This window comes from Photorhabdus hainanensis (assembly GCF_018448965.1).
GTDB lineage: Bacteria > Pseudomonadota > Gammaproteobacteria > Enterobacterales > Enterobacteriaceae > Photorhabdus > Photorhabdus akhurstii.
Genome location: NZ_RCWD01000012.1, coordinates 57461 through 79582, shown reverse-complemented (window position 1 = coordinate 79582; position 22122 = coordinate 57461). Strand labels below are relative to the sequence as shown.

Genomic DNA, 22122 nt, shown 5'->3' with positions numbered 1-22122 from the left:
TTGATTATGCAAATAATTCGAACATTAAGCCACTGTTATTATTGGTCCTGTATCTCTCTCAAAGAAAACAATATTTCGAGTAAAAACAAAACATTATTACAATATAAATTGATTGTTAAAAAAATAGATTGCTTTTAGGCCGTCAAATCGTATAGGTTGAATAGCGAACAAAAAATTTAACCTCTGCTGGTCAGTGAATAAAAGCAACCGGCAGCAAACAGTCACCAATAGCAATAATAAATAAAGAGAAACCATTATGATCCGCATTCAATTTAGCCATTACCACCATCATCATCCTGATTAGTCTTTCAGGCGGTTGTGTGCTGGAAGACGTTTAGCGGGTCTTCCGGTGGCATGAATGCGATGAAAACCCTCGGAAGAATCCTTCCGAGGGTTTTTTTATGTTTACGATTTTAAGTGGGGATAAAAATGTTAGATAAATCACGTTTACGTATCGCAATGCAGAAATCAGGCCGATTAAGCGAAGATTCACGAGAATTACTGGCTCGCTGTGGTATTAAAATCAATCTGCAACAACAGCGCCTAATTGCATTCGCAGAGAATATGCCAATTGATATCTTGCGAGTACGTGATGACGATATTCCAGGACTGGTTATGGATGGCGTTGTCGATCTGGGTATTATCGGTGAAAACGTGCTGGAAGAAGAGCTATTAAACCGCCGCGCTCAAGGAGAAGATCCACGTTATTTCACTTTACGCCGCCTTGATTTCGGCACCTGCCGCCTTTCATTGGCCGCGCCTCTAGACTACAACTATACCGGCGCCGAATGTTTACAAAACGCCCGTATCGCAACCTCTTACCCTCACCTGCTAAAACGTTATCTCGATCAGAAAAAAGTCCACTTTAAATCCTGTCTGCTAAATGGCTCAGTTGAAGTTGCCCCACGCGCCGGGTTAGCAGACGCTATCTGTGATCTGGTTTCAACTGGCGCAACACTGGAAGCGAATGGCCTGCGGGAAGTAGAAATTATCTACCGTTCCAAAGCCTGTCTTATTCAACGTGATGGTGAAATGCCCGCCGATAAACAGCAATTGATTGAGAAACTGTTGACTCGCATTCAAGGGGTGATTCAGGCCCGTGAATCCAAATACATCATGTTGCACGCACCAAGTGCAAAGCTGGAAGAAGTGATTGCTCTGCTACCAGGGGCAGAACGACCAACGATTCTACCGCTGGCGGGGGATCAGAACCGCGTTGCCATGCACATGGTAAGCAGTGAAACACTGTTTTGGGAAACGATGGAGAAACTTAAATCCCTTGGCGCCAGCTCCATTTTAGTATTGCCAATTGAAAAGATGATGGAGTAAACGAAAATGACTAGCCGTTTCGATACCCTGATCCATTGGCAAAAATGCCATGATGAACAGCAAAGCGCTTTACTGACACGCCCTGCTATTTCAGCTTCCGAAGAAATCTCCCGTACAGTGGAGCAAATTCTGCATGAGGTAAAAGAGTACGGCGATCACACTCTGCGTGAATTCAGCCGCCGTTTCGACAAAATGGTTATTGAAAATATCCGTATTTCGCCGGAAGAGATCGCCGCCGCGGAAAACAGCCTGAATGACGACATTAAACAGGCAATGCAACGGGCAATGAATAATATCCGCGTCTTCCACGAAGCACAGAAGCCTATAAAGATCGAAGTAGAAACCCAACCCGGGGTCTATTGTCAACAAGTAACACGGCCTATTGATTCTGTCGGGCTTTATATCCCCGGCGGTTCCGCACCATTACTTTCTACCGTTTTGATGCTTGGAACACCTGCTCAAATAGCGGGTTGCCATAAAGTCGTACTTTGTTCCCCACCACCGATTGCCAATGAAATTCTCTATGCAGCCGCACTGTGTGGAATTACGGAAATATTCCAGATTGGTGGCGCTCAAGCCATCGCCGCTATGGCATTTGGAACAGAATCCGTGCCCAAAGTAGATAAGATTTTTGGCCCAGGTAACGCTTATGTTACCGAAGCCAAAAGACAAGTTAGTCAGCGCGTAGATGGCGCCGCCATTGATATGCCTGCCGGCCCATCGGAACTGCTTATTATCGCCGATATGGAAGCAAACCCCATCTTTGTAGCTGCCGATTTACTCTCACAAGCAGAGCATGGCCCTGACTCACAAGTGATATTGGTTACACCTGATGAAACGTTAGCCAGGAAAGTGATAGCGGAAATCGAAAAACAGCTTCCCCTGCTTCCCCGCAACCAAATTGCCGCCAAAGCACTAGCGCACAGCCGGATTATTGTGACAAAAAGCCTGCAACAGTGCGTAGAAATCAGCAACCGCTATGGCCCAGAGCACCTGATTATCCAAACCCGTCAGCCAGAACAATTGGTTGAAAAAATCACTAACGCCGGTTCTGTTTTCCTCGGTGACTGGTCGCCGGAATCTGCGGGAGATTACGCATCAGGAACCAATCACGTATTACCAACTTATGGCTACACCTCAACCTATTCCTGCCTTGGTCTGGCAGATTTCCTAAAACGTATGACGATCCAGAAACTAACGCCGCAAGGGCTACTGAACCTATCTCAGACCATTGAAACACTGGCGCAAGCAGAACAACTGACCGCCCATAAAAACGCCGTCACTTTACGTGTGGCCGCGCTAAATATTGCAGATAAGGAGTGAACATGAATAACATTTTTGATGCCAATCTGTTGGCACGAGAAAATATCCGCAAATTAACACCTTATATGTCTGCCCGTCGCCTTGGCGGCAATGGCGATGTTTGGTTGAATGCCAATGAATATCCACTAGCGCCTGATTTCCAATTCACAGAGCGAACGTTAAACCGCTATCCCGACTGCCAGCCAGCCTCGGTTATCCGTCGTTATGCCGCTTATGTCGGATTACAACCTGAGCAAGTGCTAGCCTGTCGGGGTGCTGATGAATCCATTGAACTTCTCATCCGCGTATTTTGTGAACCCGGACAAGATGCGGTTCTGTTTTGCCCTCCGACTTATGGTATGTACAGTGTCAGCGCTGAAACTTTTGGTGTCGAACAAAAGAAAATTGCCGCACTGGAAAATTGGCAACTGGATATCGAAGCGATCGAAAACAACCTTGACCGGGTAAAATTAATCTATATCTGTAGCCCTAATAACCCAACAGGAAACTCAATTAATCCTGATTCATTGCGTAAAATTCTGGAACTGACCGCCAATCGTGCAATTGTCACTATCGATGAAGCCTATATTGAATTTTGCCCGGAAAATAGTATCGCAAGCTGGCTAAAAAACTATCCAAATTTAGTCATTTTGCGAACCCTCTCGAAAGCTTTTGCTTTAGCCGGTCTGCGCTGTGGATTTACTCTCGCGTCTGTGGATATCATCACTCTGTTGTTAAAAGTGATCGCACCTTACCCGCTTTCTACTCCCGTTGCGGATATTGCAGCACAAGCACTGACAGCAAAAGGCATCGCCATTATGCAAAAACGCGTCATTGAGACCAGGAAGAACCGCGATTATTTGCAACAAACCTTGAGTAAATTGGCTATTGTTGAAAAGGTATTTCCCAGTGAAACCAACTATATATTGGTGAAATTTTATGACGCAGAAACTGTTTTCAAAACATTATGGCATCAGGGCATTATCCTGCGCGATCAGCGCAAACAGCCCGGTTTAGAGGGTTGTCTGCGGATCACCATCGGCAGCCGTAAAGAGTGTGAGCAGGTGGTTGAAGCCATCAACAACCTTTCCACTATAAATGAACAACCAAAGGAGACAACAAACTGATGAACCAGAAACTCCTTTTTATTGATCGGGATGGTACGCTGATCACTGAACCGCCAACAGATTTTCAGATTGATCATCTGGATAAACTGGCACTGGAAACCGGGGTTATTCCTGCGCTGCTTGCCCTGCAAAAATCGGGGTTCAGGCTAATTATGATCACCAATCAGGATGGTCTTGGCACAGACAGTTTTCCATTAGAACAGTTTGAACCGCCACATAACCTGATGATGCAGATTTTCAGTTCTCAAGGCATCCACTTTGATGAAGTTTTAATCTGCCCTCACAAACCAGAAGAGAACTGTCATTGCCGTAAGCCAAAAATCAAACTAGTGGAAAAATATCTGGCAGAAGGTTCGATGGATACCGCTAACAGCTATGTAATTGGCGACCGGGAAACCGATCTGCAACTGGCAAAAAATATGGGCATTCAGGGATTACGTTATCATCCGAAAAACCTTGGCTGGCCCGCTATCAGTGAACAACTGACCCGTAAAGATCGCCACGCTCACATCCAACGTGTCACGAAAGAGACATCCATCAATATTGACGTTTGGCTCGATCATGAAGGCGGCAGCGATATCAATACCGGTGTTGGATTCTTTGACCATATGTTGGATCAGATTGCTACCCACGGCGGTTTCCGCATGCATGTTCAGGTTAAAGGCGATCTCTGTATTGATGACCACCATACCGTTGAGGATACCGGTCTGGCATTGGGGGAAGCATTGAAGCTGGCTTTGGGAGATAAACGAGGCATCCGCCGCTTTGGTTTTGTGTTGCCAATGGATGAATGCCTTGCCCGCTGTGCTCTCGATATCTCTGGTCGCCCTCATCTGGAATATAAAGCTGAATTCAAACACCAGCGGGTGGGCGATCTAAGTACCGAGATGATTGAGCACTTCTTTCGTTCACTCTCTTATGCAATGGCCTGTACACTGCATCTGAAAACGAAAGGCAGCAACGATCATCACAGAGCAGAAAGCCTGTTTAAAGCCTTTGGCCGCACACTACGTCAGGCGATTCGGGTAGAAGGCGATACATTGCCTAGTTCCAAAGGGGTTCTGTGATGAAAGTCGTCATTCTCGATACTGGCTGCGCCAACTTATCATCGGTAGCTTATGCCATCCGAAAATTAGGCTATCAACCTCAAATCAGTCAGGACGCAGCGACGATCCTGGCAGCAGATAAACTACTTTTGCCTGGCGTCGGCACCGCCAGCGCCGCAATGGATCAATTGAAACAACGGGAGCTTATACCGTTAATTAAAGTACTCAGCCAACCTGTGTTAGGCATTTGCCTCGGCATGCAGCTATTCGCTGCTACCAGCGAAGAAAGCGATAATGTTACAAGTGATAATATCACCCTACTCGAAATTATTGATTCCCCCGTCCAAAAAATGGCTACTCATGGGCTTCCATTGCCACACATGGGCTGGAATCAAGTTCTGCCAAAAGCCGGACACCCATTATTCCGTGGTATTGAAAACAATGCCTATTTCTATTTTGTCCATAGCTACGCGATCCCACTGAATACCTACACCATCGCGCAAACTGAATATGGCAATACTTTCAGCAGCGCAATCGCCAAAGATAACTTCTTTGGCGTGCAGTTTCACCCTGAACGTTCCGGTGCTGCCGGAGCCAGACTATTAAAGAATTTTCTGGAGATGTAAGCACAATGATCATACCGGCATTAGATTTGATTGATGGCAAAGTAGTACGGTTACATCAGGGGGATTATGCTCGGCAACGGGATTATAAACACGATCCTCTGTCCCACTTTCAACAATATGAACAACAGGGAGCAAAACGGCTCCATCTGGTCGATCTGACCGGTGCTAAAGATCCATCCGCCCGCCAGATCCCTTTACTGCGCAAATTACTTGCAGCGGTTTCTATACCTGTTCAAGTTGGCGGCGGCATCCGTACAGAAGAAGATGTGAAAACATTACTTGATGCAGGCGCCAACCGGATCGTGATTGGCTCTATCGCCGTAAAACAACCGGCGCTGGTTACCCAATGGTTTAAACGTTATGGTGCGGAAAATATTGTGCTGGCGCTGGATATCCGTATTAACGATACAGGCATAAAACAGGTTGCCATCAATGGCTGGCGAGAGAACTCCTCTGTCACACTGGAACAGGTTATTGAGCAATATCTGCCTTACGGGTTGAAATATGTACTGTGCACAGATATTTCCCGCGATGGCACGCTAACTGGCTCAAATGTCGAATTATATCGGGCAATTTGCCAATACTATCCTCAAATCGCGTTTCAGGCTTCGGGGGGCATCGGCACATTAAATGATATCGCTTCTCTGCCAGCCAGCGGTGTAGCCGGGGTTATTATTGGTCGTGCATTACTTGATGAGAAATTTACCCTGACGGAGGCAATTCAATGCTGGCAAAACGCATAATTCCTTGTCTTGATGTTCGTGATGGGCAAGTGGTTAAAGGTGTTCAATTTCGCAATCATGAAATTATTGGCGATATTGTGCCACTCGCTCAACGTTATGCGGAGGAAGGGGCAGATGAACTGGTTTTCTATGATATCACCGCTTCATCTAATGGACGGGTAGTTGATAAAAGTTGGGTCGCCAAAGTTGCGGAAGTGATCGATATTCCTTTTTGCGTTGCCGGTGGAATTAAAACCGTCGAAGATGCAGGGCAAATCCTCTCATTTGGGGCAGATAAAATCTCTATCAACTCCCCTGCCCTGACTGATCCTACCTTAATTACCCGTTTAGCCGATCGTTATGGCGTTCAATGCATCGTCGTAGGGATTGATACTTGGTTTGATGAAAACACCGGCCGCTATCATGTTTATCAGTTTACCGGTGACGAAAAACGCACAAAGGCCACTCAATGGCAAACCCTCGATTGGGTAAAAGAAGCGCAACGCCGAGGCGCAGGTGAAATCGTACTCAATATGATGAATCAGGATGGTATCCGCAATGGCTACGATCTGACTCAACTAAAACAGGTACGCGACGTTTGCCATGTCCCTCTCATTGCCTCTGGCGGCGCAGGCGCGCCAGAACACTTTCTTGATGCCTTTAAACAGGCAAATGTCGATGGCGCACTAGCAGCATCTGTATTCCATAAACACATTATCAATATTGGTGAATTAAAACATTACCTTTCACAACAAGGCGTGGAGATAAGAACTTGCTGACCGCACAACAAATCGAAAAACTGGATTGGGAAAAAGTCGCTTATATGATGCCGGTTATTGTGCAACATGCTATATCCGGCGATGTCCTAATGATGGGTTACATGAATAAAGAAGCACTGAATATCACTATCAGTTCAGGCAAAATAACCTTCTTTTCCCGCAGTAAACAACGTCTGTGGACCAAAGGTGAAAGCTCCGGCCACTTCCTTAACTTAGTCAATATCTATCCTGATTGTGACAATGATACCCTGTTGGCACTTGCAGACCCAATCGGCCCTACCTGCCACTTTGGTACATGCAGTTGCTTTGCTCCGGCACAAACTGAATGGGGATTTCTTTATCAGCTTGAAAAATTGCTGGCAAGTCGCAAAGCAGCCGATCCTGACCACTCATACACCGCAGAATTATATGCCAGCGGTACGAAACGAATCGCTCAGAAAGTGGGTGAAGAAGGAGTAGAAACTGCTTTGGCAGCGGTAGTTAATAACAGAGAAGAACTAACGAATGAAGCGGCAGATCTGATGTATCACCTGATGGTTCTACTACAGGATCAAGAGCTGGATCTCAGCTGTGTTATTCGTCGATTACGGGAAAGATGAAGCAGAAGACAGAGGACAGAGGACAGAGGACAGAGGACAGAGGACAGAGGACAGTCTAATTTTAGCTCCTTATCCCGTCAATACAATTGATTTTCCATTCCAGCTTCACCATTGAAAAACAACTTCGCCCGAAAATAGCCGATTTGCGAATCGGCTGTTATTTTTAGACACAGCCCATTAATAGGTTTGTGGGGAGACAATTAATTCCACATTAAATAAAAAGATAGGTATTTGGCCCGAATAGTTTTTTAAAATTTATATGATTTCATTTAAATACAACCTTCTCAGTAAGAGAAGGTTTCATTCAAATAGGATTTGAATTACTAACCTGAATTCTGGATAAAAAATCGAACCAATTGCCTATTTCAAGATCAAAATCTTCCCCCACAAAAACCGATCTTATTTAGAAAATGGATTTGTATGGTATTGATGTGAAATAGCACTGGAATCGCATCGAAAGTAATCTATCTGCGGGTTACTACCTGCATGATGTAAATACAAATACCTTTAATTATAAAAAACAAACCTACGCTATTGATTTAAATAAATATTTTGCAATTTCCAAGTACAATAATCTGCTTTTGTTCGTCGAAGTACCATATTAAAGATAAAACCATTCAGATCAATCGTGATGAGTTTTACATTTATTACAGCAAAGACTTAAAAGTGATTGACTGTCCAAAACGTGAACTCAATACCAAGAGATAATAAGATGAATAATAAGCATAAATTAATTTTTTTGGCGATTGGCAGTACCCTATTGACCGGATGTGTCATTAAACCCGGTCACGATAAAACAGATGTTATTGATGTTCGTGTGCTGGCTATGAATGACTTTCATGGCGCCCTGAAAGCACCAGATCCCAACAAATCAGGTGGCATTGAATATATGTCCACGCTAATCAAGGAGTTAAAGAAAGAGAAACCTAACAATATTGTCGTTGGTGCTGGTGATATGATCGGTGCAAGCCCATTACTCTCTTCAATGTTCCATGACGAACCAACGATTGAAACACTATCCAAAGTAGGTTTGGAAGCAACTGCTGTCGGTAATCATGAGTTTGATAAAGGTAAGGATGAGCTGTTGCGTAAACAAAATGGCGGCTGTCATTCCGAAACTGGTTGTCAAGGGCCAGAACCATTTACGGGGGCGAAATTTCAGTATCTGGCAGCAAATGTCACCGTCAATCAAACGAGTAAAACCCTATTTCCTGCATATATCATTAAAAAATTTAAAGGCATTCCGGTGGCTTTCATTGGTCTGACTCTGGAAGGTACGCCAAAGATCGTGATACCAAGCGGAACCGAAGGTTTAAGCTTTGCTAACGAAGTTAAAACCATTAATGCTTTAGTGCCTGAACTACAGAAACAAGGTATTAAAGCAATAGGTGTTCTGATTCATGAAGGCGCTGAACAGAAACGTGATGGAAAGCGTATTAATGTGAATGCCTGTAATGATCTAACCGGTAAGGTTCTAGACATTGTTAACCAATTGGATAAAGAAATTGATTTCGTCATTACTGGTCACACGCATCAAGCATACAACTGTGTGGTTAATGGTAAGCCAGTCACTTCCGCACAAGCTAACGGCGCGTTAATAACCAATTTGGATCTAAAACTAGACAAATACACTAAGGATATTGTGGATTTTAAAGCAAAAAATATTTGGGTTGATAACCGTAAATATGAAAAAGATCCAGAAGTAACTAAAATATTGGATGCATATGAAAAAATAGCCGCTCCATTGGCAAACCGGATCATTGGTAAGTTGGATAGCGACCTGAATAGGCAAACTAATCGTGCTGGTGAATCTTCATTGGGTAAAGTGATTGCAGATGCACATTTGTATACTGCTGCATCTAAAGAGAGTGGCGGCGCCCAAATTGCATTTATGAACAGCGGCGGTATTCGTGCTGACATGACTAGCGGTGAGGTAACTTACAATGCTATCTACGCTATTCAGCCATTCTCCAATATATTATTAATTAAGACACTAACCGGTGAACAAATTAAACGTCTGCTGGAACAACAATGGGAGCGCTCACGTTCGCAAGTTTTAGCGGTTTCTAATGGTTTTGAATATCAGTGGGATAGCACCAAACCAATAGGCGATCGTGTTATTGCCAGCTCAATAAAAATCAATGGTGAACCTGTTGAATTCAATCGAAAATACCGTGTGGTTGCTAACGAATTTTTAGCAACAGGGGGAAGTAACTTTTCTGTGTTTAACGAAGGTATTGATCCTGTATATAGCGTGCCTGACGTTGATGCAGTAATGAAATATTTCGCTGAAAAATCTCCTATTGCTTATCCTAAACAAGATCGTATCGTTAATGTGAGCGAAGAATAATTAACAGCCTATTTCGTTAGGTTATTTTATTAATCACGCCCAACGAAATAGGTACAGCGGATACATACAATTTTATATTTTTCGTTGTCCCCTGTAACCGCGATCCACCGCCCTTTTCCGGTAGATGAAAAAGGCAAAAACAGTCACACGAAAAACGACTATCAGGCGACGTAGACGTCCACGTCGCCTTTTAGGCACTGCTCCCCTATCTGAAAAAGGATGCCAAAATCACATAGCAGCTTTAAAGATTGCAACAATTTCCTCGTGGGTAGCCTGAACCGGATTAGTCAAACAACATATATCTTTCAAGGCATTAGTTGCTAACTCTGGTAAATCTTCTAGTTTGACATTCAATTCAGCCAAACCAGCCGGAATGCCAGTATCTTTTAATAACTTACGAATTTCAGCAATACATGCCGCAGCCCCTTGCTGATCATTCATAGCGCTTACATCTACCCCCATCGCGGCGGCGATATCTTTCAAACGCCCCGCAACTGCTTTAGCGTTGAACTCTTGAACGTGTGGTAGCAAAACAGCATTGCATATACCGTGTGGTAAATTATAAGTACCACCCAATTGGTGAGACATGGCGTGAACATACCCCAGTAATGCACTATTAAACGCCATACCCGCCAAGAATTGTGCATAAGCCATGTTTTCACGTGCTTCTATATTGTTCCCATCTGCGACTGCCTGGCGTAAAGAGTGACTAATCATCGAGATTGCTTTCAGTGCACAAGCATCCGTTATTGGGTTAGCCTCAGTAGAAACATAGGCTTCAACCGCATGAGTCATTGCGTCCATTCCGGTTGCGGCGGTTAACCCTTTCGGCATTCCCACCATCAATTCTGGATCGTTCACAGACAAAACAGGTGTTATTTTCTTATCAGCAATGGCCATTTTAATATGGCTTTCAGTATCGGTAATGACACAGAAACGTGACATTTCTGACGCAGTACCCGCAGTCGTATTGATAGAGATTAATGGCAAATGCGGTTTAGATGAACGACCAATACCTACATAATCCCGGATATCTCCTCCATTAGCAGCGACTAACACAATCGCCTTTGCACAATCATGTGACGACCCACCGCCTAAAGAAATAACGCAATCACTATTATGCTGACGCAGAATATCCAAACCTTCCTCAACGTTAACTGTCGTCGGATTCGGATGGGTTCCATCATAGATTTCACTCTCAATATCAACATCAGATAATAGAGCTTGAACTTTTGCCGCCACTCCAATTTTACTTAAAACACGATCAGTCACAATCAATGCTCGTTTGTAACCATCAACTTTCATCGTATTTATCGCTTTAACCAAACAACCCGCACCAAACATATTTACTGATGCCATAAAAAAAGTCGTAGTCATCATTGATAATTCCTTAATATTAAAATAGTTTTAGAATGAAAATATATGAAAATTAAAATTTAAAAATCACCTAATAGAACTACAGATCATTGCTCTTGCAATAAACATAAATAATAGTTCTATTTAAACCACATAATTCAAAAAATATAAATATATACATCGGTAGAGTTAGATGATGTTTATTAAAATAGTATTTGATAATTTTTCCTATTGGTAATATATGTAATTAGCAATATAATAAATACAATAATCGATAAGATTAATATATCAATTCACAAGATTATTACTTAGGAGTTTATTTTGCCCTCTAACGAAATATTTAACCGCCTGACTGCATTACTCGATAATCATCATGCCAGTTATCGGGTGGTGGAACATCCAACCGCCGGACGTTCCGAAGAAGTTGCAAAAATCCGTGGTACGCAACTTGGACAAGGGGCAAAAGGGTTAGTTTGCCATGTTAAAGGGGAAAGGTTCCGTCAATACGTACTCGCTGTACTACCTGCGGATCAACAAGCCGACCTCTCTTCACTGGCAAAACAGATCGGTGGCAACCGCGCCTCACTGGCAAGCCCTAAAGAAGTTTTTGAACTGACTCAATGTGTGTTTGGCGCTATTCCACCTTTTAGTTTCCATCCAAATCTGAAACTAGTCGCAGACCCTTTATTGTTTGAACGTTTCGATGAACTAGCTTTCAATGCTGGCAGTCTTGAACGCTCAGTGATTCTTAACACTCAAGATTATCACCGAATCGCAAAACCTGAATTAGTGAGTTTTCACCGGGTAGAATAAATACCATTGTGAAAAATGATATTTGTCAAATAGCCTATAGAAATAGGCTATTTAAGATAATATTTTAAACATATTCATTTAAAGTGGTAACTATCCCGCCCCCATAAATTTATATCACGAGATAAAGCCATTCTTATTTCCACATTATCTAAACATTAAACAGAGAGGTATAATTATCAAATACCATGAATATCTAATTATTCACTACTGAGCCATATACAAAAAATTATCAATTACATTAGGGGATAATTCCCTACCCCAATAAAGGTGTCTTTTGATAGGAATCTTCAATTATTTTTAATTTCAGAATCTTTATTTCAATTATCAGCATAAAATGATATGTCAATTATATTGGTGTTATATCGGCAACAATTTAATATGCCTATTCATTATATTTTATTAAATACAAGAACCCACACTCACTGTATTCTCATATTGCTTTCAAAAAGAAAGATGACATTTTTTTTAAAATAAAGTTTAAGGAATAGAAAAATATGACTAATAAGTTAGTTACAGGTGCAACTTTTTTCGATAGAAAATACTTTCTGGGTGAAGCGCACCATTATCCAGAAAATGATGTTATTATTCCATTGCCTTATGATCTCAACGACAGATTCCGCTCAGTAAGAATTGGAACACTATCAAAAGTTTATGCATGGCGTCATCAGAGCGATTGTGAACCAGGTCAACGCTATCGTGAATGGGAATACGATCACCCAGATATTGATAGAGAAATTAGAGGACTATCTAAGTTCAAAGTAGCACCAAAAGATACCTGTCTGGTTGCATTAAGACTTATTGATGATACTTATTCAGGTATTAAATTCTCAATGTTCACGAATACACATTGTGTGGGTCCAGTTGAAACAACAACTGATGATGATTATGCACTGGTTGGTATACTGCCATTTGAGACCGAGTTAGTCACTGCCATTGCAATAAGAAATACCAGTACTGGAGTATATATTAATAACGGATCATTCTATTTCTATCGTGATGCAAATGGCGTTGTTACTATTGATGAGAAAGCTAATTTCCCTAAAAATCTCAGAATAGTTAATGTAGGTGGCAATCGTTTCGATATTCATATTATCAGTACCGATTTTTCTAACTAATCCGGTCATAATGTAACAATAATTAACCATTGTTTTCAGACAGGCTACGTTCTGAAAATTTAAGCAACACCGTTGCGGAACATCATCAAAAACCGCAACGGTGTATTCATTTTTGCCAATAAAATAAATTTTTAACAATGAGTTTGCCATTCACTTTTCTTTGTCTTTTTTGATAAAAATTTATAACTAAAAAGTTAAATAATAATTTAATCTAAAAAAACATTAAATTAAGATCCATCAGGAACAATGATCATAAGCTATTTCCTTTGAGATAAATACCTCCCTAACGATTAATTCTAAAAATTATAGAAATGTCCAACCATTACATTATTACATATCCAATTATAGATATTTTCATAATATTATTAATAAAAAACAATCTTATAATATCTGCGCAAAACACCAAACATGAAAAATATTCACAATTAAATTGAATACTAAGCTTAAGATACAAGACTCACTATAAGTATCAAATTTTCATATTTCAAACAGTCAGTTTGACTATATTAATATTATTATCAAGATATTATTCGGCGTTTTTTAAACAGCTTTACTTTATGAATTTTTATGCTAATTTTAATATTAATCTATCGAATATTATTCCTTTCTTGACTGGATATATCACATCTAAAAATGAGGAACTAATGAATTATTAGTAACAAATATCACATAGGAAAAGCCAATTTGTAAAAATAATAGAAACAAGCAAATACTATATACTTCGCATTAATACAACCAAGTATACTTCCAGAAAAACATTACATAGGAGTTTATTAGCAGAAACATTATTTCTTGGCAACCTATATATTACTTACATTAACTTTAAGGAGTAAAAGAATGACAAAAGAATTAATTACAGGAGTCACATTTTTCGAAGAGAAAAACTATCAGGGTAAGTCACATGATTACCCAGAACTTGATAAAATTATATCGCTCCCTTCCAACCTTAACGATAAATTCCGTTCAGTAAAAATCGGCAAGTTATCAAAAGTCCATGCGTGGCGCCATTACAACGATCCAGAGAGTAAATATTATGAGTGGGTAGTCGATAATCCAGATATCGATAGAGAAATTAGAGGATTATCTAAATTCAGAATTATGCAGAAAGATACGAAACTGGTTGCACTAAGAATCATCGATGATACTCATTCAGATATAAAATTCTCTATGACCGTTAAGATATTTAATGGAGAAGAACAAGAAACAATCGACGTTAACGCAACAACAGATGATAATTATACTGTCGTTAACGAACTATTGGTACAGAAAGAGATAGTCACTTCAATTTATGTAAGAAATGTCAACACCGGAGAATATATTGGTAACGGGTCATTCTATTTTTCTTATGATGCTGTCGGTATTGCAACTGTCGATGAAGGTCTCAATTTCCCTAAAAACTTGAATCTGGTTCATGTAGGGAATAATCGTTTTGATTTTCACATTATCAGTACTGATCCTATTGCTTAATCCGGGATTAATGTGACAATCATCACTCTCAGACAAGTCATATTCTGAAATTTAAGCTACACCGTTGCGGTACATTTGTTAGAAAAACCGCAACGGCATATTACAGACGATCATCGAAATTAAGACCACATCATGTCAGATGTGAAATCTTCATTCTCTAGATCAACCGGTGATAACTGGGCTTATTCCATCCATTCAGTATGGAAAATTCCCTCTTTATCAGTACGCTTATAAGTATGAGCGCCGAAATAGTCACGTTGAGCCTGAATTAAATTAGCAGGCAGGACTGCTGAACGATAACTATCGTAGTAAGAAATCGCGGCAGAGAAAGTCGGGGTTGGGATACCATTCCGCACCCCATAAGAGACGACATCACGCAGCGCTTGCTGATATTCATCAGCAATTTTCTTAAAGTAAGGCGCCAACAACAAGTTAGCAATATCCGCATTTTCGTTATACGCGTCAGTAATTTTTTGCAGGAATTGAGCGCGAATAATACAACCCGCCCGGAAAATCCCGGCAATTTCACCGTAATTGAGATCCCACTGGTACTCATCAGATGCCGCTTTCAATTGCTGAAAACCCTGAGCATAGGAGACAATTTTACCCAAATAAAGCGCACGGCGGACTTTCTCAATAAATTCGGCTTTCTCGCCTTTAAATGGTTGTGCTTCCGGCCCGCTCAAAATTTTAGCCGCAGCCATTCGCTGATCTTTTAGAGAAGAGATATAACGTGCAAATACCGATTCTGTGATCAATGTCACTGGAATACCTAAATCCAGAGAGCTTTGGCTGGTCCACTTACCCGTGCCTTTATTTGCTGCTTCATCTAAAATCACATCAACCAAATATTGGCCTGTTTCATCTTTCTTACGGAAAATATCAGCAGTTATCTCAATCAAATAGCTGCTTAATTCGCCGTTATTCCAGTCAGTGAAAATCTCAGACAGTTCTTCATTGCTCAGATTCAGGGCGTTTTTCAGTAAGGAATAGGCTTCAGCAATAAGCTGCATATCACCGTATTCAATGCCATTGTGAACCATTTTCACGTAATGGCCGGCGCCATCCGGGCCAATATAGGCCACACAAGGTTTACCTTCCGCTTTAGCCGCGATCTCTTGCAGAATTGGCGCCACCAATTCATACGCCTCTTTTTGACCACCAGGCATGATAGATGGGCCTTTCAATGCCCCTTCTTCACCACCGGAAACCCCAGTACCGATAAAATTAAAACCCTGAGCAGAAAGCTCTCGATTACGACGGATAGTATCCTGAAAATAGGTATTACCCCCATCAATCAAAATATCACCTTTATCCAGATGTGGAGTCAGTGAAGCAATAGTTTTATCGGTTGCTTCACCAGCCTTAACCATGAGCAGAATACGACGCGGTTTTTCCAGTGAATCGACAAATTCTTCGATAGTGTAACTTGGAACTAATTTCTTCCCCGGATTTTCGGCGATCACTTCGTCAGTTTTATCACTTGAACGGTTAAATATAGATACGGAATAACCACGGCTCTCAATATTTAGCGCCAAGTTACGCCCCATCACCGCCATACCGACAACACCAATCTGCTGCTTGGACATGAATAACTCCTGTCTGATGATAATTCGGCTCACCAATATATATTAGTGTGCAATTTGTTAATGTGATCACATGTTAACTCAGGATGCGTCCTAATGGATAGTTATTGGTGCCACCGATGCCGCTACACCTCATTTTTTGGAAAAAACTTCCCAAGATGAAAAATCAACTATTGAAATTTGATGAGGCAATGCCCATTATTCATTATTCGGCATAAGCCGTCATAATTAGAAGGTAAAACAAACTGTATGGAATGGATCGCTGATCCGACGATATGGGCTGGACTGGTTACTCTTATCGTTCTAGAAATTGTCCTTGGAATCGACAACTTGGTCTTTATTGCCATTCTGGCAGATAAACTTCCTGAAAAACTAAGAGACAAAGCAAGAATTACAGGTCTGAGTTGCGCATTACTGATGCGTGTCGTACTGCTTTTTAGTCTTTCCTGGCTGATAACGCTAACTCATCCATTAATTACGCTTTGGGAACATCCATTTAGCGCCCGCGACCTGATTATGCTGATAGGCGGTCTTTTCTTACTGTTCAAAGCGACGATGGAGCTTAATGAACGGCTGGAAGGTAAAGATGCCCACTCAGGACAACAGCGCAAAACATCTAAATTTTGGACGGTTGTCGTTCAGATAATTGTCCTTGATGCTGTATTCTCACTGGATTCAGTGGTTACTGCTGTTGGTATGGTAGACAACATCGGTATCATGATCGCGGCAGTCACCATTGCGATGTTCCTGATGATACTGGCAAGTAAGCCGCTGACCACTTTCGTCAATGCTCACCCGACTATCGTTATTCTCTGTCTGAGCTTCTTATTGATGATCGGTTTCAGTCTGGTAGCCGAAGGTTTTGGTTATCACATACCAAAAGGCTACTTGTACGCCGCTATCGGCTTCTCCATTATGATTGAATCCTTAAACCAATTTGCCCAGTTTAACCGCCGCAGATTTCTTACTGCTTCCCGTTCGCTACGTGAAAGAACAGCGGAAGCTGTTTTACGTATCCTGAGTGGTAAGCATGAAAACGCAGAATTGGACAATCATACATCTAATCTAATTTCTGATAATCAAGAAGTGTTTGATCCACAAGAACGTCAAATGATTGCCAGAGTTCTGGGTATGGCGCAGCGTAACGTCAACAGTATCATGACTTCCCGTCACGACGTGGAGTACCTTGATATTCATGCACCAACTGAAAATCTGACGCAAATACTGAGTAAAAGTCCTCACACACGCATTGTGGTAACAGATGAAAATATCAGTGACGAACCATTAGGTGTTGTCCATGTTATTGATTTATTGAATCAACAGCTTAACCAACAGCCTTTCGATTTACACTCGCTGATAAAACAACCGCTGATTTTCCCTGAACAGCTTTCACTACTTCAGGCATTGGAGCAGTTCCGCCAGGCACAAACTCACTTCGCGTTTGTTGTCGATGAATTTGGTTCTGTGGAAGGCGTGGTGACTTTGACCGACGTAATGGAAACTATCGCGGGTAATTTGCCGGTAGATGGCGAAGAAACTGATGCCCGCCATGATATTCAGGCGACTGAAAATGGTGGTTGGATCGCCAATGGTTATATGCCGCTGGATGATTTGATCCTTTATGTTCCTTTGCAACTGGATGAAAAACGTGAATATCAAACCTTGGCAGGTTTATTGATGGAACATTCACAACATATTCCACAACAAGGCGAGCAATTACAGATTGATAATTATCTGTTTGAACCGTTGGAAGTGACCAGTCACCGAATTAATAAGGTAAAAATCACCCCTCTGGCGTCAGAGGAAGAAAATAAAGAATAACTCAGTGTTATTGATCACTAATCATATTTGCCATCACTGAGTTTTTCCTCGGAAACAAAATAAAACCCGGTCAGTTTAAACTGTACCGGGATTTTTTTAGCCTTTGCTATCAATACTATATTCGGAACTATTATATGCGGAACTCTATGCGAATACTGTTAATGATTTATCTAACTAAATTAAATAACTTTGTATTTAGAACAAAAAATCCATAGCTTCTCAATTCAATAAACTTCATATACACTTGCCAATCAATAATATTATTCATTAACTCACAAGGATATTACATGAATATAACCCTCGCTGATGTTGATAAAGACAATTATGAAGATGTCTGTGATCTAACAGTAACCGATGACCAATATGAATATGTCGCAGATAACGTGTGGTCACTGGTTGAATCAAAATTCAATCCCTCATACCAAACACGTGCAATTTGCTTAGATGGCAAACCTGTCGGATTTTTTATGTGGGTGCCTGAAACAGAGCAAAAGACATCAATTTGGCGATTTATGGTGGATCAACAACATCAAAACAAAGGCATTGGACGCCAGGCAATGCTGCTAGCCCTTAATGAAATTAGGCAAACAAATGGATTAAAAGAAATAGAAATCTGTTATAAGCCAAGCAACACTGTAGCAAGAAACTTTTACGCCAGTTTTGGCTTTGTTGAAGTCGGCATGGATGAAAAAAATGAAGAGATGTTAGCAATTATTAAAATTTAACTCACAAGTTGAAATCTACCCTTGTACTGAAATTGACTGCTCAGACAACTATGCTCAGGCAACGATAAGAATTCATTTAAGCACCTGGTTAAGCATAATAGCCAACTGCCAGATTGAGCGGTCAAATCAGGCATGAGTTATTAATACAGCTAATGACTGCTACGTTCAACCCAATCGTTAATAGCCTGTTTTACCTTGTCCTCCAACTCATTACGTAGCAGTTGTTCAATATCCAAATTGTATTGCAGATTATCCCAATGACCATAAACTCTCAGTGGTACTTTCATTTTTCGCAGACGGCTAACCAATTCATTATCTTTGCCCCATCCTTGTGTTACCTGTACTTTTAAAGCGACATCAACATTTTGTTTAAGTAGATTAGCCTTACCCTGTCCATCAATATTTAGCAGATCGGATACCGCATGAAGCCGACTGATTTTTATATCACCTCGATTCAGCACCGCTTTAACATCAAGCTTTTTAGCGCGGGTAAATTTATCCATATTATCAGGAATATTCACTTTATCCGTTACACGAGCAACGGATTGCTGGACTAATTGTGGGATATTTAATCCATACATTTTGGCATTAACTAAACTGAAATTAAGATCACCCTGCCAAATATGCGAAATCGCATAACCATCATATCCTTTACCAGAAAGATCCCCATTCAGATTGAATTTACCACTAAATGCCTGTGGTAAAGAAAATGCTTTGAGTACCGGTTCCAGTTCTATATTCCGCAGCAAAGGTTTTGCGTGTAACTTAAGTTGATTACCCGTTGCATCTAAAAAAACCGGAATAGAGAAATCACCACCAAATAATTTCCCATTCAGAGTAGAAATTTCAGCGACACCACTATTACTTGCCGCTTTCAATATCAGGTTATCGATCTCCATTCCTCGATAAACAAATTTGTCCGCATTAATAGCCACATTAGCATTAAAATCATTCAGAAATGCAGCGCTATAATCAGGCTGGACAGGGCTTGAAACGGCGATCACCGGTTTGGCCGAACTATTCTCTATCCGGTAATAACGTTTAACTTCCGCACCCTCTTTAGGAAGCAAATCCCATCCCATCAGATTATCTAAATTCAGTTTTTGGGAAGATAAATCTATCTGATAATCTGCGTGAGTCCCCAACATGGCTTTTATACTGCCATGCAGTTCACTCTCATTAGCGGTGAAACTCAACATCTGTAAAGAAACGATTTGCGGTTCATCTGCCGTCTCTTTTTGATAAACAGCATGTACTTTTCCTGAACCACTAATTCCCCCCGTAGGTATACCCGCGCCCTGGAATTGATAATCAAAAGAGTCAATATTACCAGCAACACGATATGGATAATCAGTAATATCAACATCAGCATTAAGATTAAAAGCCAGTTCTTGTTGATTCTTACTGACTTTGCTACTTAACTCCACGCTGATATGGTTTTGGTTATCCCGCGCCATCAGCAGATTAATATCGCGGACATTTAACTGCTCATGCTCATCACGCTGCCAAATAAGCAAACTATCCACGACTTTAATTCTGGCAATATCAAGCTTCCAACCCTCACCCTTCGCAACAGGATTGGCCGCACTCCCTTTTGGTGCAATAGGGATATTTTCTTTTTTCTGAGATTGACTCTCCGGGGTTACTCTCAATATCGCCCCTTTCAGCATCACCTCTTTCACAGCAAGTTGATGAGAAAGAAGCGGCCACAACTCCACATCAAGACGCATATTTTCTGCCGTCACTGTTGGCTGCGCCGCTCCTGGGGCCGTTAATGACATACGCCCGGTAATAATGCTCAGTTTTGGCCAGACATGCCAGCGCATACCATCTCGCAGGACGAGTTGGTAGCCACTCTTCTTTTGCACCTGCTCGACCATATAAGCTCGAAAGTCATTCGGGTTTACTAACACGACTAATGCTGCCAGACCAGTAAGAATCACAACCAGCAAAATAATCAGTGTCGTCAGTAATCTCTTCATGACTTCCTCAGCTTTTTTTGTCAAAACAGTCAATACAACTCAGTAGCCGATAAAAATATTAATCTTCATCAATACGGCTACCCACCGCACCCTGTTGGTTTTTATATTTCGCGTCTTGACGACGGTTATATGGACGGTCAGCGGAACCAGACAACGGCTCAAAACTCAAAGCGCCGATAACCATCCCCGGACGTAACGCCAGAGGCAACTTACCGGAGTTATAGAATTCGAGAACAATCTGACCATGCCAACCCGGATCAATCCGATGTGCCGTCACGTGCACCATCAACCCAAGACGAGCAAGAGAAGAACGGCCATCAAGCCAGCCTACTAAATCGTCCGGCAATGTGACGGACTCCAACGTAACAGCCAGTGCCAACTCGCCAGGATGGAGGAAAAAAACCTCATCGTCAGACAGGATAATTTCATCACTCATCACACGATCAAGCGCAGCGCCGACCTCATCTTTCGGGCCACTCAAATCAATATATGCCGCAGTATGACCACAGAAAACACGAAACTGATTCCCAAGGCGCACATCAGCAGTTGCCCCGTTAATGCGTTCAATCGGCGGACGTGGAGCAATGATCAATTTACCTTGATCAAGCCATTTAATTATGTCGCGGTCACAGAGTCGCATTATTTCCTCTCAAATACGATGATGCTTATCAATTCAATGCCTGACAAGCAAAGTTTTATTATTCGCAGAACTGACCAATTTTGGCTTTCAATATATCAATCGCTACTCGGTTTTTACCCCCGCGCGGCACAATAATATCTGCATATTGCTTTGATGGTTCAATAAATTGCAGGAACATTGGACGCACAGTTTTATGATATTGCTCAATCACCGAATCCAGAGAGCGTCCCCGTTCATGCACATCCCGTTTAATACGACGCATAAGGCAAATATCCAGTGGCGTATCAACAAAAATAGAGAAGTCCATCTCCTGACGCAAGCGTTTATCAGTCAATAACAAAATACCCTCTAGGATAATAACTCTTTTCGGCGCAAAATGAATCGATTCTAGTTTACGTGTATGGGCGACATAATCGTATTGTGGTAATTCAATTGATTCACCCATTTTCAGCGCTTGCAGGTGAGAAAAGAGCAGATTGTGATCCATTGAGCTTGGATGGTCATAATTAGTCTTATAACGCTCTTCCATTGATAGATTGCTCTGATCTTTATAATAGCAATCCTCTGGTATAATACCGATATTGTGATCACCAACCTGAGCGCGTAATTCACGATAAAGTGTATTAGCAATGAGACTTTTACCTGAGGCAGATGCACCAGAAATTCCTACAATTGTGCACTGATATGCTTCGTCAGCCATAATAGAGATAACCTGATTCTAGAAAAAAATGGGAACA

19 protein-coding genes and 1 other annotated feature are annotated in these 22122 nt (G+C 41.4%); of the genes, 14 read left to right on the top strand and 5 right to left on the bottom strand.

Annotated elements, in window-relative coordinates:
• Positions 1 to 279: 279 nt before the first annotated feature.
• Positions 280 to 403, top strand: a sequence feature (His leader region).
• Positions 404 to 429: 26 nt separating this feature from the next.
• The 9 genes from hisG to EAE92_RS09610 all read left to right on the top strand — a co-directional run bounded on the left by hisG (position 430) and on the right by EAE92_RS09610 (position 9880).
• Complete coding sequence (gene hisG / locus EAE92_RS09650) at positions 430 to 1329, top strand: ATP phosphoribosyltransferase (protein WP_214067929.1); 900 nt, start codon at positions 430 to 432, stop codon at positions 1327 to 1329.
• Positions 1330 to 1335: 6 nt separating this feature from the next.
• Positions 1336 to 2652 (top strand): histidinol dehydrogenase, encoded by a 1317-nt coding sequence (gene hisD / locus EAE92_RS09645; protein ID WP_214067928.1) that lies wholly within the window; start codon positions 1336 to 1338, stop codon positions 2650 to 2652.
• A 2-nt stretch (positions 2653 to 2654) separates the two neighbouring features.
• Positions 2655 to 3758, top strand: coding sequence for a histidinol-phosphate transaminase (gene hisC / locus EAE92_RS09640; protein WP_214067927.1), 1104 nt, complete (start codon positions 2655 to 2657; stop codon positions 3756 to 3758).
• A complete protein-coding gene (gene hisB, locus EAE92_RS09635; RefSeq protein WP_214067926.1) occupies positions 3758 to 4825 on the top strand; it encodes a bifunctional histidinol-phosphatase/imidazoleglycerol-phosphate dehydratase HisB in 1068 nt (355 codons plus the stop codon). Before hisC ends, hisB begins: the two co-directional genes overlap by 1 nt.
• Positions 4825 to 5430 (top strand): imidazole glycerol phosphate synthase subunit HisH, encoded by a 606-nt coding sequence (gene hisH / locus EAE92_RS09630; protein ID WP_214067925.1) that lies wholly within the window; start codon positions 4825 to 4827, stop codon positions 5428 to 5430. Before hisB ends, hisH begins: the two co-directional genes overlap by 1 nt.
• A 5-nt stretch (positions 5431 to 5435) precedes the next feature.
• Positions 5436 to 6173 (top strand): 1-(5-phosphoribosyl)-5-[(5-phosphoribosylamino)methylideneamino]imidazole-4-carboxamide isomerase, encoded by a 738-nt coding sequence (gene hisA / locus EAE92_RS09625; protein WP_214067924.1) that lies wholly within the window; start codon positions 5436 to 5438, stop codon positions 6171 to 6173.
• Complete coding sequence (gene hisF / locus EAE92_RS09620) at positions 6155 to 6931, top strand: imidazole glycerol phosphate synthase subunit HisF (protein WP_214067923.1); 777 nt, start codon at positions 6155 to 6157, stop codon at positions 6929 to 6931. The genes hisA and hisF overlap by 19 nt, the downstream gene beginning before the upstream one ends.
• Complete coding sequence (gene hisIE / locus EAE92_RS09615; RefSeq protein WP_214067922.1) at positions 6925 to 7530, top strand: bifunctional phosphoribosyl-AMP cyclohydrolase/phosphoribosyl-ATP diphosphatase HisIE; 606 nt, start codon at positions 6925 to 6927, stop codon at positions 7528 to 7530. The genes hisF and hisIE overlap by 7 nt, the downstream gene beginning before the upstream one ends.
• A 712-nt stretch (positions 7531 to 8242) precedes the next feature.
• Positions 8243 to 9880 carry a bifunctional metallophosphatase/5'-nucleotidase gene (locus tag EAE92_RS09610; RefSeq protein WP_214067921.1) on the top strand — a complete coding sequence of 546 codons (1638 nt, stop codon included), beginning with the start codon at positions 8243 to 8245 and terminating at the stop codon, positions 9878 to 9880.
• A gap of 228 nt (positions 9881 to 10108) precedes the next feature.
• Here EAE92_RS09610 and yiaY read toward each other — a convergent pair whose 3' ends face one another.
• The gene (yiaY, locus tag EAE92_RS09605) at positions 10109 to 11260 is read right to left on the bottom strand and encodes an L-threonine dehydrogenase (protein ID WP_214067920.1); all 1152 of its coding nucleotides are present in this window, start codon (positions 11258 to 11260) and stop codon (positions 10109 to 10111) included.
• A gap of 297 nt (positions 11261 to 11557) precedes the next feature.
• Between yiaY and EAE92_RS09600 the strand changes: the two genes are divergently transcribed.
• The 3 genes from EAE92_RS09600 to EAE92_RS09590 all read left to right on the top strand — a co-directional run bounded on the left by EAE92_RS09600 (position 11558) and on the right by EAE92_RS09590 (position 14631).
• Positions 11558 to 12049 (top strand): YbaK/prolyl-tRNA synthetase associated domain-containing protein, encoded by a 492-nt coding sequence (locus EAE92_RS09600; RefSeq protein ID WP_214067919.1) that lies wholly within the window; start codon positions 11558 to 11560, stop codon positions 12047 to 12049.
• A gap of 494 nt (positions 12050 to 12543) precedes the next feature.
• Positions 12544 to 13164 (top strand): beta/gamma crystallin domain-containing protein, encoded by a 621-nt coding sequence (locus tag EAE92_RS09595; protein WP_036814691.1) that lies wholly within the window; start codon positions 12544 to 12546, stop codon positions 13162 to 13164.
• 837 nt (positions 13165 to 14001) lie between these two features.
• Positions 14002 to 14631, top strand: coding sequence for a beta/gamma crystallin domain-containing protein (locus EAE92_RS09590; protein ID WP_214067918.1), 630 nt, complete (start codon positions 14002 to 14004; stop codon positions 14629 to 14631).
• Between the two features lie 182 nt (positions 14632 to 14813).
• On the opposite strand, the gene gndA is transcribed toward EAE92_RS09590, so the two are convergent.
• On the bottom strand, positions 14814 to 16220 hold the full coding sequence (gene gndA / locus EAE92_RS09585; protein ID WP_214067917.1) for an NADP-dependent phosphogluconate dehydrogenase: 1407 nt from the start codon (positions 16218 to 16220) through the stop codon (positions 14814 to 14816).
• Between the two features lie 246 nt (positions 16221 to 16466).
• Between gndA and EAE92_RS09580 the strand changes: the two genes are divergently transcribed.
• Positions 16467 to 18038, top strand: a complete 1572-nt coding sequence (locus tag EAE92_RS09580) for a TerC family protein (RefSeq protein WP_036777931.1) — start codon at positions 16467 to 16469, stop codon at positions 18036 to 18038.
• Between the two features lie 287 nt (positions 18039 to 18325).
• Positions 18326 to 18763, top strand: a complete 438-nt coding sequence (locus tag EAE92_RS09575) for a GNAT family N-acetyltransferase (RefSeq protein ID WP_214067916.1) — start codon at positions 18326 to 18328, stop codon at positions 18761 to 18763.
• Between the two features lie 149 nt (positions 18764 to 18912).
• On the opposite strand, the gene asmA is transcribed toward EAE92_RS09575, so the two are convergent.
• The 3 genes from asmA to udk are packed head-to-tail and all read right to left on the bottom strand — an operon-like array spanning position 18913 to position 22085.
• The gene (gene asmA, locus EAE92_RS09570) at positions 18913 to 20745 is read right to left on the bottom strand and encodes an outer membrane assembly protein AsmA (RefSeq protein ID WP_214067915.1); all 1833 of its coding nucleotides are present in this window, start codon (positions 20743 to 20745) and stop codon (positions 18913 to 18915) included.
• 58 nt (positions 20746 to 20803) lie between these two features.
• Entirely contained in the window at positions 20804 to 21385 is a 582-nt protein-coding gene (dcd, locus tag EAE92_RS09565) for a dCTP deaminase (protein WP_214067914.1), read from the bottom strand.
• Positions 21386 to 21443: 58 nt separating this feature from the next.
• A complete protein-coding gene (gene udk / locus EAE92_RS09560) occupies positions 21444 to 22085 on the bottom strand; it encodes a uridine kinase (RefSeq protein ID WP_118985326.1) in 642 nt (213 codons plus the stop codon).
• Between the last annotated feature and the right edge of the window lie 37 nt (positions 22086 to 22122).